Annotated in this window: 10 protein-coding genes; 2 read left to right on the top strand and 8 right to left on the bottom strand. The window is 71.2% G+C overall.

All coding sequences use genetic code 11. From position 1 onward, the window contains the following. Positions 1–59: 59 nt before the first annotated feature. The gene (locus tag LN251_RS22420; RefSeq protein ID WP_458245940.1) at positions 60–2,099 is read left to right on the top strand and encodes a glycoside hydrolase family 31 protein; all 2,040 of its coding nucleotides are present in this window, start codon (positions 60–62) and stop codon (positions 2,097–2,099) included. Between the two features lie 47 nt (positions 2,100–2,146). On the opposite strand, the gene LN251_RS22415 is transcribed toward LN251_RS22420, so the two are convergent. The 7 genes from LN251_RS22415 to LN251_RS22385 form a co-directional block, all read right to left on the bottom strand. Further along, positions 2,147–2,749: a chorismate mutase gene (locus tag LN251_RS22415; RefSeq protein WP_458245939.1), complete on the bottom strand. Its 603-nt coding sequence runs from the start codon at positions 2,747–2,749 to the stop codon at positions 2,147–2,149. A gap of 35 nt (positions 2,750–2,784) precedes the next feature. After that, entirely contained in the window at positions 2,785–3,501 is a 717-nt protein-coding gene (locus LN251_RS22410; RefSeq protein WP_458245938.1) for a glycoside hydrolase family 12 protein, read from the bottom strand. Positions 3,502–3,539: 38 nt separating this feature from the next. Next, positions 3,540–5,735: a glycosyl hydrolase family 95 catalytic domain-containing protein gene (locus LN251_RS22405; RefSeq protein ID WP_458245937.1), complete on the bottom strand. Its 2,196-nt coding sequence runs from the start codon at positions 5,733–5,735 to the stop codon at positions 3,540–3,542. Then, a complete protein-coding gene (locus tag LN251_RS22400) occupies positions 5,732–7,726 on the bottom strand; it encodes a beta-galactosidase (protein ID WP_458245936.1) in 1,995 nt (664 codons plus the stop codon). Before LN251_RS22400 ends, LN251_RS22405 begins: the two co-directional genes overlap by 4 nt. A gap of 81 nt (positions 7,727–7,807) precedes the next feature. Then, complete coding sequence (locus LN251_RS22395) at positions 7,808–8,743, bottom strand: carbohydrate ABC transporter permease (RefSeq protein ID WP_458245935.1); 936 nt, start codon at positions 8,741–8,743, stop codon at positions 7,808–7,810. Then, the gene (locus LN251_RS22390) at positions 8,740–9,771 is read right to left on the bottom strand and encodes an ABC transporter permease (protein WP_458245934.1); all 1,032 of its coding nucleotides are present in this window, start codon (positions 9,769–9,771) and stop codon (positions 8,740–8,742) included. The genes LN251_RS22395 and LN251_RS22390 overlap by 4 nt, the downstream gene beginning before the upstream one ends. Positions 9,772–9,798: 27 nt before the next feature. Then, on the bottom strand, positions 9,799–11,502 hold the full coding sequence (locus LN251_RS22385; protein ID WP_458245933.1) for an extracellular solute-binding protein: 1,704 nt from the start codon (positions 11,500–11,502) through the stop codon (positions 9,799–9,801). A 328-nt stretch (positions 11,503–11,830) separates the two neighbouring features. Here LN251_RS22385 and LN251_RS22380 point away from each other — a divergent pair, with 328 nt between their 5' ends. Then, entirely contained in the window at positions 11,831–14,689 is a 2,859-nt protein-coding gene (locus LN251_RS22380) for a glycoside hydrolase family 3 C-terminal domain-containing protein (protein WP_458245932.1), read from the top strand. An 82-nt stretch (positions 14,690–14,771) separates the two neighbouring features. Here LN251_RS22380 and LN251_RS22375 read toward each other — a convergent pair whose 3' ends face one another. Next, complete coding sequence (locus LN251_RS22375) at positions 14,772–16,232, bottom strand: aldehyde dehydrogenase family protein (RefSeq protein WP_458245931.1); 1,461 nt, start codon at positions 16,230–16,232, stop codon at positions 14,772–14,774. Positions 16,233–16,281: the final 49 nt, after the last annotated feature.

Here is a 16,281-nt window from a genome sequence, read left to right as displayed (position 1 = left end):
TCGCCCTGCGGGGCACCACCGTGTCCCGGCCGGGACATGTCCTTTCGGGAGCACCCTTCGTGAATCAGCCTGCCGAAAACCAGACCCAGGTCTCGCTCGCGCAGTCGTCCCCCACCGTCGGCACCTTCCGCGAACGGGACGGCGCGCTGGAGTGGAGCGGCCGCCAGGAGACCCTCCGTATCGAGCCGTGGGGCCCGGACGCGGTCCGGGTCCGGGCGCGGCTCGGCGGCCCGATCCTGCACGGCCTGCCGGGCGCCCTCCTCGACGAGGCGCCGGCCACCGAGAGCAGCGTCAAGATCGCCGACGGCGAGGGGCGGTTGACGGTCGGCACGCTGACCGTGCAGGTCACCGCCGAGGGCCTGGTCCGGTTCCTGCGCACCGACGACCTCGGGGAGCTGCTGGCCGAGGAGCGCGCCCACTTCTGGTGGCCGGGCTCGCGGCTGTACACGGCCGTCGGCAACGGCCACCACCGGCTGGAGCAGCGGTTCGCCGCCTACGACGACGAGAAGCTGTTCGGCCTGGGCCAGCACCAGCACGGCCGCCTGGACCAGAAGGGCCTGGTCCTGGACCTGGTCCAGCGCAACGCCGAGGTCGGCATCCCGGTGCTGACCTCCAGCCGCGGCTACACCCTGCTGTGGAACAACCCGGCGATCGGCCGGGTGGAGCTGGCGGGCAACGGCACCCGGTGGGTGGCCGACTCCGCCCGGCAGATCGACTACTGGATCACGGCCGGCTCCCCGGCCGACGGCCAGCGCCGCTACAGCGCGGTGACCGGGCGTACGCCCATGCTGCCGGAGTGGGCCGCAGGCTTCTGGCAGTGCAAGCTGCGCTACCGCACCCAGGACGAACTCCTCACCGTGGCCCGGGAGTACAAGCGCCGGGGGCTGCCGATCTCGGCGATCGTCTGCGACTTCTTCCACTGGACGCACCTGGGCGAGTGGAAGTTCGACCCGGCCGAGTGGCCGGACCCTGCGGCGATGGTCCGCGAACTGGACGAGCTGGGAATCAAGTTGGTGGTGAGCGTGTGGCCGTCGGTGTCACCGCTGTCGGAGAACCACCCCGTGATGGAGCAGCGCGGCTACTTCGTCGGCACCCAGTACAGCCCGATGGCGCACGCCGACTGGCCGGACAAGGGCGTCGCCTCGACGGTGCAGGTCGCCTTCTACGACGCGACGAACCCGGACGCGCGCGCCTTCGTGTGGTCGAAGGTGCGGGACAACTACCTCGTGCCGTACGGCATCACGGCGTTCTGGCTGGACGCGTGCGAGCCGGAGCTGAAGCCGGGCTTCCAGGAGAACCTGCGGTACTGGGCGGGGCCGGGGCTGGAGGTCGGCAACCTCTACCCGGCCCAGAACTCCCGGACGTTCCACGAGGGCCTGCTTGCCGAGGGCGAGGAGGTCGTCACCCTGAACCGTTCGGCGTGGGCGGGCAGTCAGCGCTACGGCGCGGCCCTGTGGTCCGGTGACATCGGCACCGACTTCCCGACGCTGCGCCGGCAGATCGCGGCCGGGCTCAACACCGCGCTGTCCGGCATTCCTTGGTGGAACACGGACATCGGCGGCTTCCACGGCGGCGACCCGGACGACCCGGCGTACCGCGAGGTCATGGTCCGCTGGTTCCAGTTCGGGGCGTTGTCCCCGCTGATGCGGCTGCACGGCTTCCGCGACCCGGGCATGCCGCTCGGCCCGGAGATGACCGGCGGCCCGAACGAGGTGTGGTCCTACGGCGAGGAGGCGGGCGCCGTCCTGGAGCGCTACCTGCGCCTGCGCGAGCGCCTGAAGCCGTACGTGCTCCAGGTCATGCGGGAGGCGCACGAGGAGGGGCTGCCGGTGATGCGGCCGCTGTTCCTGGAGTTCCCGGGGGACTCGGCGGCCTGGTCGGTCGACGACGCGTATCTGTTCGGGCGGGACCTGCTGGTGGCGCCGGTGCTGACGGCGGGCGCCACAGCCCGTACGGCATATCTGCCGGCGGGCGCGACCTGGACGGACGCGTGGACGGGGCAGACGTACGAGGGCGGTGCCCGCGTCACCGTCGACGCCCCGCTGGACCGTATCCCGCTGTTCCTGCGGGACGGGGCGCGGCTGCCCGTGCGGGACTGAGCGGCGACGGGACCGGTCGCGCGGTTCGCCGCGCCCCTGAATGCGGGTCAGTCGCGGCAGACGTGGGCCAGGGAGCGGGCCAGGGCCGCCGTGTGGAGCAGGTCCGGGTGCTTGACGTGGTGGACCTCGATCGCGGCGGCCAGCAGGGCGGGGCGGCAGGTGACCGCCGTGCGCTCGGGCGTGGTGTCCGCCAGGGACCGGACCAGGTCGGTGTTGATGCGGTTGATGGTCGCGCGGACGACGCTCAGGTCGGGCTTGGTGGTCGGGGCCAGGTCCGGGTGGGCGGTCCACTCCGCGAACAGCGCGCGCTGGACGAGCTTGTTGGCCTCGATCTGGTCGCGGAAGACGCGCCGCATCTCGTCGGGGTCGGCGCCGATCTGCTGGGCCTGCGCGGCGACGGTGTCGAGGACCTGCTGTTCGCGCGCCGGGTCGTCGATAGGGCTGTCGGTGCCCCACTTGGCGGCCGCGACCAGGTCGGCGGTGGCGAGGCGGTCGGCGGCGAGGGCGGCGACCGGTTGGAGCAGGTCGGCCGGACGGACGACGTCGGCCGGGTGCCGGGGGGTCGCGGCGGCCGCCGCCGCGGTGCCCGGCACGGCGAGCAGTGCGGCGACGGCGGTCAGGACGGTGCGGTGGGGGGTGGAGATTCGCATGCGCTCATGAAACCCCACCCCCGACCGCAATCGGGTCAACTACTGCTGACACTTTCGCTGTTGACGGTGAAGTTCAGGCCACCGGACGAGGACGTGATCTCGAAGCCGAACTGGAGGTCGCCGATGGTGACGTTGCCGAACCAGCCCTTGGTGTCCTTGATCCACTTCAGGATCGGCAGGATGTTGACGGTGCCGGAGCTGGAGTTGGACGTGCGGACGAACGAGAACACCTCGTTGGAGCCGTTGTTGCCCTTGTAGACGGTCCAGGTGTGGCCGCCCAGCGTGACGTTGCCCTGCGAGGTGCCGAGCGGCCCGACGGCTCCGGTCTTGTTCATCCAGAGCATGATCTCGTACTGGTGGTTGGTGTCCCAGATGTCGTAGGCGGTCTCGTAGGCGCCGGACGACGGGACGGTGACGTTGTAGGCGCTGGAGAGGGAACCCAGCGACGTGATCGACTTGTTGATCGCCTTCGTGGCGTTGGGGTAGGACTTGATGCCGCCGGTGTTGGGGTGGTTGGCGTTGACGCCCCAGTTGGTGCCGGAGTTGGCCCAGATGCACTGGCTGCCGGCGCCGGAGCCCCAGATGTTGTTGTAGAGCGTGTAGCCGTTCAGCGTGGTGTTGGCCCACTGGTCGCAGGAGCTCCAGACGGCGGCCGAGGCGGGGGCGGAGGCGAGGCCGACGGTGGCGCCGAGCGCCAGGGCGGGGGCGACGGCCGCCATCGTGATCCGGCGGCGGAGGGTGTGTGCTGCCATGGTGTCCCTTCCATGGGTGGGGGGAGTTGCGCGGATGGTCACCACGCCCCCAGGGTGAGGACGTGGTCTTCCCCGGCGACGAGGTCGAGCGGGGTCGCGCCGGAGGAAGTCCGGAGTTCGACGCGGCGGGTCCGGGTGGGGCGGATCACCGCGGTCACCTCCCGCGGGCTCCAGGTCAGGTCGAGTTCGGCCGCGAACCTGGTGCGCAGGCCGGTGAGCCGGCCGGCCGGCCAGGTCGCCGGGAGCGCGGGCAGCAGCACCAGCCGGTCGGGCGTGGACTGCACGAGCGTCTCGACGACGAGGGCGGGCAGGGTGTGGGCGGCGTCCGCGTTGTAGACGTCGCGGTGCGGGTAGTGCGCGCTCATCAGGGAGGCGTGGAAGAAGTCGCCGTTCAGCACCTGGCCGAGGGCGTGCGCGACCCGCTCGCCGTCGCGCAGGCGGGCGGCCACGAGGGCGTGGTGCAGATGCCCGTGGGCGGAGTCGTTCTCGGCGCCGCGCAGTTCGAGGGCGCGGTGGGCGGCGTCCGCGAGATCCGGGGTGTCGTAGGGGTTGATCTCGTCGAGGGGCCAGACGCCGTAGAGGTGGCTGAGGTGGCGGTGGTCGTAGCTGTCGTCGAGGCCGGGCCAGGCCCATTCGGCGAGGGCGCCGTCGGCGTTGACCCGGTGCGGGGGCAGCCGCTCGGCGAGCGCGCGCCAGCGGTCGGCCTCGGGCGTTCCGGGGTGGTAGGCGGCGGCGGTGGTGAGGGCGTGCCGGGCGGCCGAGAGGTCCATGGCCGCGTTGATCGCGCCCCAGCCGAAGCCGGCCGGACGGTTCTCGGGCGAGTAGGAGGGGACGACGACCACCCGGCCGTCCTGGTCGGTGCGGCTGAAGAAGTCCTCGTAGAAAACGGCGACTTGGGCGAGCAGTCCGGCGGTGCGGGGGTCGCGCTCGCCGCGGGTCTCGTCGTGGTCGACGAGCGGCTTGAGCAGCCAGTCGGCGCCCGCGGTCCACAGGTGCAGCGGGTATTCGCGGCTGAAGTGGTACGACAGCCCGGACTCGCCGTCGGTGTGGGCGGGGGCGACGACGCCCCGGCAGCCGAGGACGGTACGGGCGTTCTCCGCCCAGTCCGTCTGCTGACGGGCAAACAGGTCGGCCAGTGCGGCGGTGACTTCGGGGAGGGCGGCGGTCGCGGCCGAGGCGGTCTGGAGGTTGAGGTTGGCGTCGTTGGTGAAGGCGCCGGACCAGGCGGTGTCCCAGTCGCCGGTCCACAGGCCGGTCAGGCGCGGCGGGTTCAGGCCGCTCGCGGAGAGCAGGTGGTAGCGGCCGGCGGCGAAGAGGCGTTCCAGCAGGGCGGGGCTGTCCGGGCGGGTCAGCAGCGCCGAGCCCGGCAGCGCGCGTTCGGCGGGGTCGGCGCCCAGGTCGAGGGTGACGCGCTCGTAGGCGGTGCGGTGCAGGGCGGTGTGGCGGGACAGCAGGGTGGTGTACGGGTCCGCACCGGCCGGCAGCAGATCCCGCAGGGCGCGGGCGTGCGGGGTGGTGTCCAGCTCGCCGGTGTGGCGCAGGACCCGGGTGAGCAGCAGGACGGACTCGGCGCCGGTGATCCGGACGCCGGGCGGCGTGAGGGTCGTGACCCCACCGGTGACGACGACGTGCGTCAGCCCGGTGTACGCGGTGTCGCCGCCGGGGTAGCGGACGCGCAGGGTGAGCAGCGCTCCGTCCGCGGTGAGGACGGCGCCGTCGCCGACGGCGAGCCGCGTGGGGGCGTTCGGCAGGCGGTGGTCCAGGGCGATGTGCAGGTCGTCGGCGGTGACCTGCTGCACGACGACGTCGTCGGCGCGTGAGACGAAGACGCGGCTGAGCCAGCCGTCGCAGGTCTCCTCGACGACGCCGGTGGGGAAGTCGACGCCGCGGCGGTAGCGGTGCGGCGGGTCGCCGGGCGCCCTGCGCAGCCGTACCTGGAAGGCGGGGTGGAAGGGCTGCACCCACTGCAGGTCGCGGCCGTCGGTGAAGGTCTCGGCGGCGTCGGGCTCACCGGCGAGCAACCGGTCCTGCAGCTGCGGGAGCCGGTCGGCGAGCCGGGGCGGACGGGCGCTCTCGCCGCCGTTGGGCCGAACCAGGGTGTGCTGGGTGACGACCACCCGCTCGTCGTTCGGATCACCGAACACGAGTGCGCCGTGTCGGCCGTTGCCGCTCAGGAAGCCGTCCTCCCAGCGCGCGGCGGGCCGTGCTTCCCAGGTGCCGTGCATGATGTTCATGGGCGCAACACCACCACGCCGTGGCGCTCCAGCGTGCACCGGCCCTGCACAACCGTCCCCGTGAGCAGGTCACGGTGGCTGCCGGGCAGGTCGACGGTCACCTGGTCGCGGCCGTGGTTGAGCAGGAACAGCAGCTCGCCCCGGCGTACCGCCTCGACCTGGTCGGGCAGTGCGGGCAGGGCGGCGTGGACGCCGGCCTCGGCCGCGATCCCGGCGAGCAGGGTGCGCAGGGCGTCCGGCTCGGGCAGCGTGGACAGGTAGTGCGCCCGCCCCTTGCGCAGCACGGCGGGCATCCCGTCGAGCTCGCCGCCCTTGTACGTGACCTCCGCCGAGGCGTCCTCGTCCTCCTCGATCTCCTCCGACCACAGGATGCCGGGGAAGGCGTCGGTCCCGACGCTCTCGCCCTCCTCCAGGGGCCACCACTCGTGCAGCGTGCGGATGCCGAACAGTGCGCGCAGCCGGGCGTCCATGCCGCCGGTGCGGACCCGGTCGTGCTCGTCGGCGATACCGGTCAGGAAGCCGCTGACAAGGGTGCCGCCGTCACGGACGTAGGCGAGGAGGTTGTCGATCGCCGTGTCCGTGAGGGCGTACGCCTGCGGGACGACGACGAGCTTGTAGGCGCTCAGGTCGTGTTCCGGACGGGCGAAGTCGGTGGCGAGGTGGGCCTGCCAGAGCGCGCGGTGCCAGGCGGTGAGGATCCGGGTGTGGTCGACGAGCGTGGACAGACGGCCCTCGTGGGCGCCGGCCCACCAGGAGTCCCAGTCGTGCAGGATCGCGATGTGGTTGCTCGTGTGAGTGCCCGTCACCGCAGCGCCGATCATGCTCAGTTCGGCACCCAGCCGCTTGATCTCCTGGTATGTCCGACCCTGCTCCCCCGCGTGGCCGACCATGCCGGAGTGGAACTTCTCGGCGCCCTGCCGGGACTGGCGCCACTGGAAGTAGCAGACGGCGTCGGCGCCGCGGGCGACGGCCTGCAGGGACCACAGGCGGTTGAGGCCCCGGGGCTTGGGATGGTTCACTCCGCGCCAGTTGACCGGCCCGGCCGCCTGCTCCATCAGCATCCAGGGGCCGCGGGCCTGGGAGCGGGTCAGGTCCTGCACGAGGGCACCGTGCTGAGCGCCGAACGGATCGCGCGGGTCGGGATAGAGGTCGACGGAGACGACGTCCTCCTCCTCGGCCCACCGCCAGGCGTCCTGCCCGGCCCACAGCGGCATGAAGTTGGTGGTGACCGGGACGTGGGACGGGGTGTGTCGGCGGACGATGTCGCGTTCGGCGACGTAGCACTCCAGGAGCATGTCGGAGGTGAATCGCTTGAAGTCCAGCACCTGGCCGGGGTTCTTCAGGTAGTGGGCGTGGCGGGGCGGCAGGATCTCCTCCCAGTCGCCGTAGCCCTGGCTCCAGAACGCCGTGCCCCAGGCCGAGTTGAGGGCGTCGAGGGTGCCGTACCGGGCCCGCAGCCAGCGGCGGAAGCGGGCGGCGGCCTCGTCGCCGTAGTCGTAGGTGCAGTACTCGTTGTTGATGTGCCACATGGTGAGGGCGGGGTGCCGGCCGTAGCGGGCGGCGAGGTCCTCGGTGATGGCGGCGGCGTGCCGGCGGTAGACGGCGCTGGAGTGCGAGAAGTGCTGGCGGCCGCCCCACCACTCGGTGCGGCCGTCCTCGTCGCGGGGCAGGGTCTCGGGGTGCAGGCGGCCGAGCCAGGGCGGCGGCGAGGAGGTGGGGGTGGCCAGGACGACGCCGATGCCGTTCTCGTGCATCAGGTCCATCAGCGTGTCCAGCCACCCGAAGTCCCGCTCCCCCGGCCGTGGTTCGAGCTTCGCCCAGGAGAAGACGCCCAGGGTGACGGAGTTGACGCGGGCGTCGTTCATCAGCCGGACGTCCTCGTGCCAGGTCTCCTCGGGCCACTGCTCCGGGTTGTAGTCGCCGCCGAAGAGGATGCGGCCGCGGGTGGCGTCGGCCAGGGCCGCCGGACGGCCGGGAGGGGACGCGAGCATGTCATACCTCGATCCGTGACGGGAGGGGGACTGTGGCACCCCGAGGGGTTCGGCCCTGGGGTGCCGCGGCACCCGAAGGCGTCAGCCCTTGATCGCGCCGGTCAGCATGCCCTTCTTGAAGTGCCGCTGCACGAACGGCGACAGCACGGCGACGGGCAGCAGCGCCATCACCATCACGGCCATCTGCACGGCCAGCCCCGACAGCTGCCCGGTCCTGATGGCCTGCCCCAGCCCCACCGGCGCCTGCTGCTTCTGCACCAGCTGGATCATCACGTTCTGCAACGGCATCATGTCCTGGTCGTTCAGGTACAGCGACGCGTTGAACCAGGCGCTCCAGTACCCGACGGCGTAGAACAGGGTGATCACCGCGAGCACCGCGCGGGACAGCGGCATCACGATCTGCCACAGGATCCGGAAGTCCCCGGCACCGTCGATCCGCGCACTGTCGATGAGTTCCTGCGAGATGCCCATGAAGAAGCCGCGCAGCACGAGGATGTTGAACACGCTGATCGCGCTGGGCAGGATCAGCGCCAGATAGCTGTCCGTCAGCCCGATGGACTGCACGAGCAGGTACGTCGGGATCAGACCGGCGCTGAAGAACATGGTCGCCAGCAGGATCATCAGGATCCAGCGGTGGCCCAGCGAGCCGGTCCGCGACAGTCCGTATGCGCACAGCACCGACACGGCCATGGAGAACAGCGTGCCGACGAGCGTGATGAGGACGCTGATGATCGCGGCCCGGGTGACCTGTCCCCCGCTCAGGAGCTCCTTGTAGGCGATGAAGGTGATCCCCTTGGGCACCATCACCAGGCCGCCGGCCTCGCTGATGGTCTTGCGCGAGGAGAGGCTGGTGACCACGACGATCCACAGCGGGAAGAGGATGCCCAGGCAGGCCAGGCCGAGGACGAGCCCCTTGCTCGCCAGCCCCGCCTTGCTGGGCTCCTCCTCCCAGGAGGGCCGGGGAGGAGCGGCCCAACGGGACTCCTCGCGTGCCGGTTTCCACATCACGGCGGTCACTTCTTGTACACCCCCTGCTCGCCCATGAGATGGGCCACCTTGTTCGCGGCGAGCACCAGTCCGATGCTGACGACGCCCTTGACCAGGCCGGCGGCGGCCGCGTAGCCGAAGTCCTGGTTGCGGACGCCGTTCCACCACACGAAGGTGTCGAGGACTTCTCCGGCCCCGGGACCGACGGCGTCGCGCTGCAGCAGGATCTGCTCGAAGCCGACGGTCAGCGCGTCGCCCACGCGCAGCACCAGCAGCAGGGCGATCACCGGCCGCAGCGCGGGCAGCGTCACGTGCCACATCCGCCGCCACCGTCCGGCGCCGTCCATCGCGGCGGCCTCGTAGAGGTCCGGCGGGACCGAGGCCAGCGCGGCGAGGAAGACGATGATCCCCCAGCCGGCGTCCTTCCACACGCTCTGCGCGGTGACCAGGAACTTGAACGTCGCCGGGTCGGTCATGATGTCCAGCCCGTCGAAGCCGTGCTGCCGCAGCAGCTGCGACAACAGGCCCGCGCCTCCGAAGAGTTGCTGGAAGACGGCGATGACCAGGACCCAGGAGAAGAAGTGCGGCAGGTAGAGGATCGCCTGGGAGATCGCCCGGACGCGGGGCCTGACGACGCTGTTGATGAGCAGCGCGAGCACGATCGGGATCGGGAAGTAGAGCAGGAGCTGGACGAAGAAGAGCACCAGGGTGTTCCGCACCGCGTTCCAGAAGCCGGAGTCCTGGAAGATCTGCTGGAAGTTCTCCAGACCCACCCAGGGGCTGTGCAGGATCGAGACGATGCCGTTGTCGCTGACGTAGGGGTCGTAGTCCTGGAAGGCGACCACGTTGCCCAGGATCGGCAGGTAGTTGAAGACCAGGACGAGCACGATCGCCGGCACCGTCATCAGGAGCAGGGTGCGGTCGCGCCGGAACCTGAGCCGCAGGCTCAGCCTGCCCGGCTCGTTCTTCTCCCGGGGACCGGTGGCGCCGCCGGACGCCACCGGGGTCTGGACCGGTGTGCTGGCCTCGGCCCTCCGAGGCACCGTGCTGTGGGACACGGCGGATCTCCTTGCCTCGGTACCGGGTCAGCTCGCCGCCGTGCCGTTCTCGTCGAGCAGCTTCTTGTACCAGTCGCGCAGCCTGTCGCCGCCCTTGCTCCGCCAGTCGGAGATGAACTGCTGCATGTCGCTCATCTTCTTGTGGCCCCGGATGATGTCGTCCTCCAACTGCTCCATGTCGTTGGTGAGGTTGGTGTAGCGGTTGGGCTCGACGACCTGCAGGCCCCAGAAGGACGACTTCTTGGTGAACGCGCCCATCCGCTGCTGCCAGCCGACCATGCCCTTCGTGTACTCGGGCAGGTCAGGGTGGGCGATGGTCGAGGCGGGGCTCGCGACCATGACGAACGCGTTGATGACCTCGTTGTTGCCCTTGTCGGTCTTGACGGGCACACCGTTCTTGAGGGTGTAGTGGGTGCCCTCGACGCCGTAGTTGGTCATCATCCACTCCTTGGTGCCGTACGGCGCCGCGGTGACGTTGGCGACGGCCAGCACGTCGCGGACGACGGACTCGGGGGCCTTCTTGTTGACGAAGGCGAAGATGCTCGCCGGGTTCGCCGCCCACAGCACGGGGTTGCCGCCGTCGTGGCCCCACAGGTCCATGCCCCAGATCTTGAAGTGGGGGTTCTGGGCGGCCTGGACGGCCTGCTGGGCGTACCAGTTGGAGATGTCGTTGTTCCAGATCAGGAACTCACCGGCGGCGAACTTGGCGCTCGGGTCGGTGGCCTGGCTCTTGCCCAGCTTGAAGTCGGGGTGGACGTACCCGGCGGCGAACAGCTTGCGCGTCCACTCCAGCGCCTCGAGGTACTCCGGGGTCTCCATGCGGTGGGTCATCTTGCCGTCGACCACGGTCCAGCTCAGCGCCTTCTCCCCACCGCTGATCACGCCGAAGGTGTTGAACGCGGTCCACTTCATGTCGCCGCAGGCCCACCGCTTGGCCCTGGGGCTGGTGATCTCCTTGGCCAGGGACATGAACTCGTCGGCGGACTTGGGCGCTTCGTAGCCCTGCTTGTCGAAGACGTCCTGCCGGTACAGCGGCACGATGTTCTGCACGTACGACGCCGGCATCGGCAGGCCCATCAGCTTGCCGCCGAAGATGGAGCGCTGCCAGGCGTCGGACGGGATCGCCGCCAGGTTCGGGTATTCCTTGACCTTGTCCCCGGACAGGTACGGGCCGAGGTCCGCGAACTTGCCGATGATGGCGCTGGGTATCTTGGCGGTCATGTTCCAGCCCGGGATGACGACCACGTCCGGGATGTCGCTGGAGGCCAGGACCGCGCCCAGCTTCTGGTCGTAGGTGTTGCCGTCCTGGTTCTGCCACCGGACGTCGACGCCGATCATGGAGTTCGCCGCCGTGTAGTAGGCGCAGTCGACCTTCGGCGGCGAGCCCCAGAACGGCGACATGATGGTGACCTTGCCGCCCTTGCCGAGCTTCTTCGGCACCGAGGTCTTGAGCGTGCCGACGTCGAGCTTGCCGGTGAAGCCCATGGACGAGCCGTTCTTGGACGGGATGTCCGGGCTCACCACGTTGCTGGCCACGTAGGCCGGCAGGATCTTCTTGGCGTTCTTGCCCGAGGTGGTCCCTCCGCGCGACCCGCCGTCCGAGCCGCCGCAGGCGGCGAGCAGGGGCATCCCGCCGGCCACCGCTGCGGTGGCGACCGCCGTGGAGGCGAGGAAGCTTCTGCGGCTGGGTCCGGAGGAGCCGGAAGAACCGGAAGCGGCGTTCGGCGTCATTGCGTCAACCCTTCATGGCGCACCAGGACACCCCGGCGGTGGCCGTCGGCTGCGGTGTCTCGAGTGGAACTGGCTGAGCTGAAGCGATCCTCCGACGACTGCGGCTCGCGGTGCTAGTCGAAGCGCTTCGATGTCGGTGTGAGGTTAGGTGAACACCCAGGGGTGCACAAGAGTCGCTCCCAACATTCCTCGGAGCTCTCACAGCCGACCTTTCCCTCAGACGCCGCTTGAAGTGTCGGTGAGCGACCCTTGACACCCGGCCATCGGTCGAATGAGCATCGAAGCGCTTCGAAAGCGCCCGGCCGCTCCATCGCAAGGGGATCCCCACGTGACCGAACAGACGCCGTCCACACCGCCGTTCCGCGATCCGCACCTGCCGTTCGCGAAGCGCATCGACGATCTGCTCCAGCGGCTGACGCTCGATGAGAAACTCGCGTTCCTGCACCAGTTCACGCCCCCCGTGGAGCGCCTGGGCATCGCCGCCTGGCGCACCGGCCAGGAGGCTCTGCACGGCGTGGCGTGGATGGGCCCGGCGACGGTCTTCCCGCAGGCGGTCGGCCTCGGCGCCACCTGGAACACCGACCTGGTGCGCCGGGTCGGCGAGGCGGTCTCCAAGGAGGTCCGCGCGATGCGCACCCACGACGACCGCGTGGGCCTCAACGTCTGGTCCCCGACGGTGAATCTGCTGCGCCATCCGCTGTGGGGCCGCAACGAGGAGGGCTACTCGGAGGACCCGCGACTGACCTCCGCCATCGCCACGGCCTACACCCGCGGCCTGCGCGGCGACCACCCGACGTACTGGCGCACCGCGCCGGTCCTGAAGCACTGGCTGGCCCACAACAACGAGACGGACCGGGCGACCTCGTCCAGCTCGGTCCGCCCGCGCGTGCTGCACGAGTACGACCTGCGGGCCTTCCGCGAGACGGTCGAGGCGGGCGCGGTCGCCGGGGTGATGCCGGCGTACAACCTGGTCAACGGCCGCCCCAACCACGTCTCCCCGTACCTGCGCGAGCACCTGCGGGCCTGGACGGACGAGGAACTGCTGGTCTGCTCGGACGCGGGCGCGCCGTCCAACCTGGTCGATCACGAGCACTACTTCGACACCCACGAGGAGGCGACGGCGGCCGCGCTGATCGCCGGCGTGGACAGCTTCACCGACCACGGCACGGACAGCTCCCAGATCGTGGGACGGGCAAAACGGGCTTATGGACAGGGCCTGTTGACGGAGGCCGACCTCGACACGGCCGTCCGCCGTCAGCTGTCCGTCCGCTTCCGGCTCGGCGAGTTCGACCCGCACGACGATCCGCACGCCGGCACCGGGGAGTTCGACACCCCGGCCCATCGCGCCCTGGCCCGGGAGGCGGCGGAGCAGGCGATCGTGCTGCTGTGCAACGACGGTCTGCTGCCGCTCGCACCGGGCACCCGGATCGCGGTGGTCGGACTGCTGGCCGACGAGTGCAAACTCGACTGGTACAGCGGGACGTTGATGCACCGCTCCACCCCGCTGGAGGGCTTGTACGAGCGGTTCGGCGCCGAGCGCGTGGAGTTCGCGGAGGGCGTGGACCGCATCCGCCTGAGGACCTCCGCCGGGACCTTCCTGCACGTGCCCGAGGCGCCCGAGGCGGCGGACGGGGTGCGCGGCGCCGAGGGCGCCCTCGATCCGGCCCTGCTGGCCGGCCGCACCGACCTGCCCCCGCTGACCACCGACTCCACGGGCACCGAACTGGCCCTGATCGACTGGGGCGAGGGCGTGCTGACCCTCCGCGCGCCCGACGGCCGCTACCTGTCGGTGGCCGACGACGGATACCTGCGGGCCGCCGCGGACCAGCCCGGCGGCTGGGTCGTCCAGGAGACGTTCCGCCTGGAACCCCACGAACACGGTCACCTCCTGCGGCATCTGGGCACGGGTCGTCACGTCTGCGTCGCCGCCGACGGGGTGAAGGTTGCCGACGTCGATCCCGAATCCGCCGGGCCGGAGCCGGAGGTGTGGGGGCAGGTCGTCGTCGAGCGCGGCGAGGAGGCCGTACGGCGGGTCGCCGAGCGGGCGGACGCGGTCCTGGTCCTCGCCGGGAACGACCCGCACATCAACGGCCGCGAGACCGAGGACCGTACGACGCTGCGGCTGCCCGCCCAGCAGGAGCGGCTGCTGCGCACGGCCCGCTCGGTGAACCCGCGCACGGCTCTGGTGCTGGTCTCGGCGTATCCGTACGCGGTGGACACGACGGCGCTGCCCGCCGCGCTCTGGACGGCGCACGGCGGGCAGGCGGCGGGGACCGCGCTCGCCCGCATCGTGGCCGGCGACGTCTCCCCCGCCGGCCGGCTGCCGCAGACCTGGTACGCGGACGACGCCGATCTGCCCGACCTGCTCGACTACGACGTGATCGGCTCCCGCCAGACCTACCTGTACTTCGAGGGCACGCCGCTGTTCCCGTTCGGGCACGGCCTGTCCTACGCCGCGTTCTCCTACGGCGATCTCGTGGCCCGCGTGGACGGCGGCTCGCTGCGGGTGACCTTCACCGTCACCAACACCGGGGACATGACCGCGGACGAGGTTCCCCAGCTGTACACCCGCGCCCTGGAACCCTCAGTGCCCCGTCCGCGCCGCGAGCTGCTCGCCCACGACCGCGTGACCCTCGCCCCGGGCGAGCGGAGGGAGCTCTCCTTCGAAATCCCGCTGTCCGCCTTCGAGTTCTGGGACGTCGCCCGGGGCGGCCGGCGCCTGGAGCCGGGCCGCTACGACCTGCTGGTCGGCGCCTCCAGCGAGGACGTCCGGCTGCGGACGACCCTGCGACTGGACGGCGAGCCCGGCGCCCCTCGCCTTGTGGCGCACCGCGGCCTGGAGGGGGCCGACTTCGACGAGCAGAGCGGGGTCGCGATCGTCGACCGGACGAGGACCGCGGGTGACGCGGTGACGCCGCAGGAGGGCCGGACGGCCGAACTGGTCTACCGGCGCTGCGACTTCGGGGACGGCGTCACGCGGGTGGACGTCACGGTCGCCGGTGCGGGTGTCGTGGAGCTGTCCCTGGACGGGGGCGCGCCGCTCGCCGTACTGACCCTCGACACGGCCACGGCCACGCCGTACGACTACACCTCGCTCGGCGCCGGTGTCGCCGTCGAGGGCGTGCACGACGTGCACCTGAGGCTGCGCGGCCCACTGCGGCTCGCGCACGTCGGCTTCTCCGGTTGAGGGTCCGGGGCAGGCCGACGACATGAAGGGGCCCGGCACCGGAAGGCAGCGGTGCCGGGCCCCCAGGGGTGTGCGGGGTGCCTCAGAGCGCGAGACCGGTCAGCACCAGCACCCGCTCGTATGTGTAGTCGTCCATCGCGAACTTCACGCCCTCGCGGCCCACGCCGGACTGCTTGGCACCGCCGTACGGCATCTGGTCGGCACGGTAGGAGGGCACGTCGCCGATGACGACACCGCCGACCTCCAGCGCCCGGTGGGCCCGGAAGGCGGCCTGCAGGTCGTGGGTGAACACCCCAGCCTGGAGGCCGTACTTGGAGGAGTTGACGGCGGCGAAGGCCGCGTCCGCGCCCTCCACCTTCTGCACGGTCAGCACCGGCCCGAAGACCTCCTCGCAGGAGATCGTCACCTCGGCCGGCACGTCGGTGAGGACGGTCGGCGCGTAGGAGGCGCCGTCGCGGTCACCGCCGGTGAGCAGGCTCGCGCCCGCCTCCACGGCCTCCTTCACCCAGGACTCGACGCGCCGGGCAGCGTCCTCGCTGACCAGCGGGCCGACGTCGGTCTTGTCGTCGGACGGGTCGCCGGTGACCTGGGCCTCGACGGCGGCGACGATGCGCGGCAGCAGGCGGTCGTAGACCGAGGCGTCCGCGATGACGCGCTGCACCGAGATGCAGGACTGGCCGCCCTGGTAGTTGGAGAAGGTCGCGATGCGGCCGGCGGCCCAGTCCAGGTCGGCGTCGGAGGCGTAGTCGCCGAGAACGACCGCGGCGCCGTTGCCGCCCAGCTCCAGCGTGCAGTGCTTGCGCGGCACCGAGTCCATGATCGCGTAGCCGACCTTCTCGGAACCGGTGAAGGAGATGACCGGCAGGCGCTCGTCCTGGACGAGGGCGGGCATCTTGTCGTTGGCGACCGGCAGGATGCTCCAGGAACCGGCCGGCAGGTCGGTCTCGGCGAGCAGGTCACCGAGGATCAGGCCGGACAGCGGGGTGGCGGGCGCCGGCTTGAGGATGATGGGCGCGCCGGCGGCGATCGCGGGGGCGACCTTGTGGGCGCACAGGTTGAGCGGGAAGTTGAACGGCGCGATGCCGAGCACGACGCCCTTGGGGAAGCGGCGGGTCAGCGCGAGCCGCCCCTGGCCGCCGAGGTCGGTGTCGAGGCGCTGGGCCTCACCGCTGTTGAAGCGGCGGGCCTCCTCGGCCGCGAACCGGAACACGGACACGGCACGGCCGACCTCGCCGCGCGCCCACTTGATCGGCTTGCCGTTCTCGGCGGAGATCAGCCGGGCGATGTCCTCGGTGCGCTCGGCCAGCCGCCGGCTGACGTGGTCCAGGGCGGCGGCGCGGACGTGCGCGGGGGTCGCGGCGAACTCGTCGCGTACGGCGTGGGCGGCGGCGACGGCCTCCTCGACCTGCGCGTCCGTCGGCACGCTCACCTTGCCGACCAGGTGGCCGTCCCAGGGAGAGGTGACGTCGAAGGTGTCCTCGCCGGTGACCTGGCGGCCGGCGAGCCAGAAGGCGGTGGTGGCTGCGACATCTTTTGCGGGCATTGTGCGAGTCCCGGCCCTTCCCGTTGGGGGTGCTGTGCGTGGCGTTCGG

Source organism: Streptomyces sp. MAI_2237 (assembly GCF_054189285.1).
The sequence above is the reverse complement of the archived record's forward strand: the minus strand, read 5'-3'. Positions and strand labels throughout refer to the sequence as shown.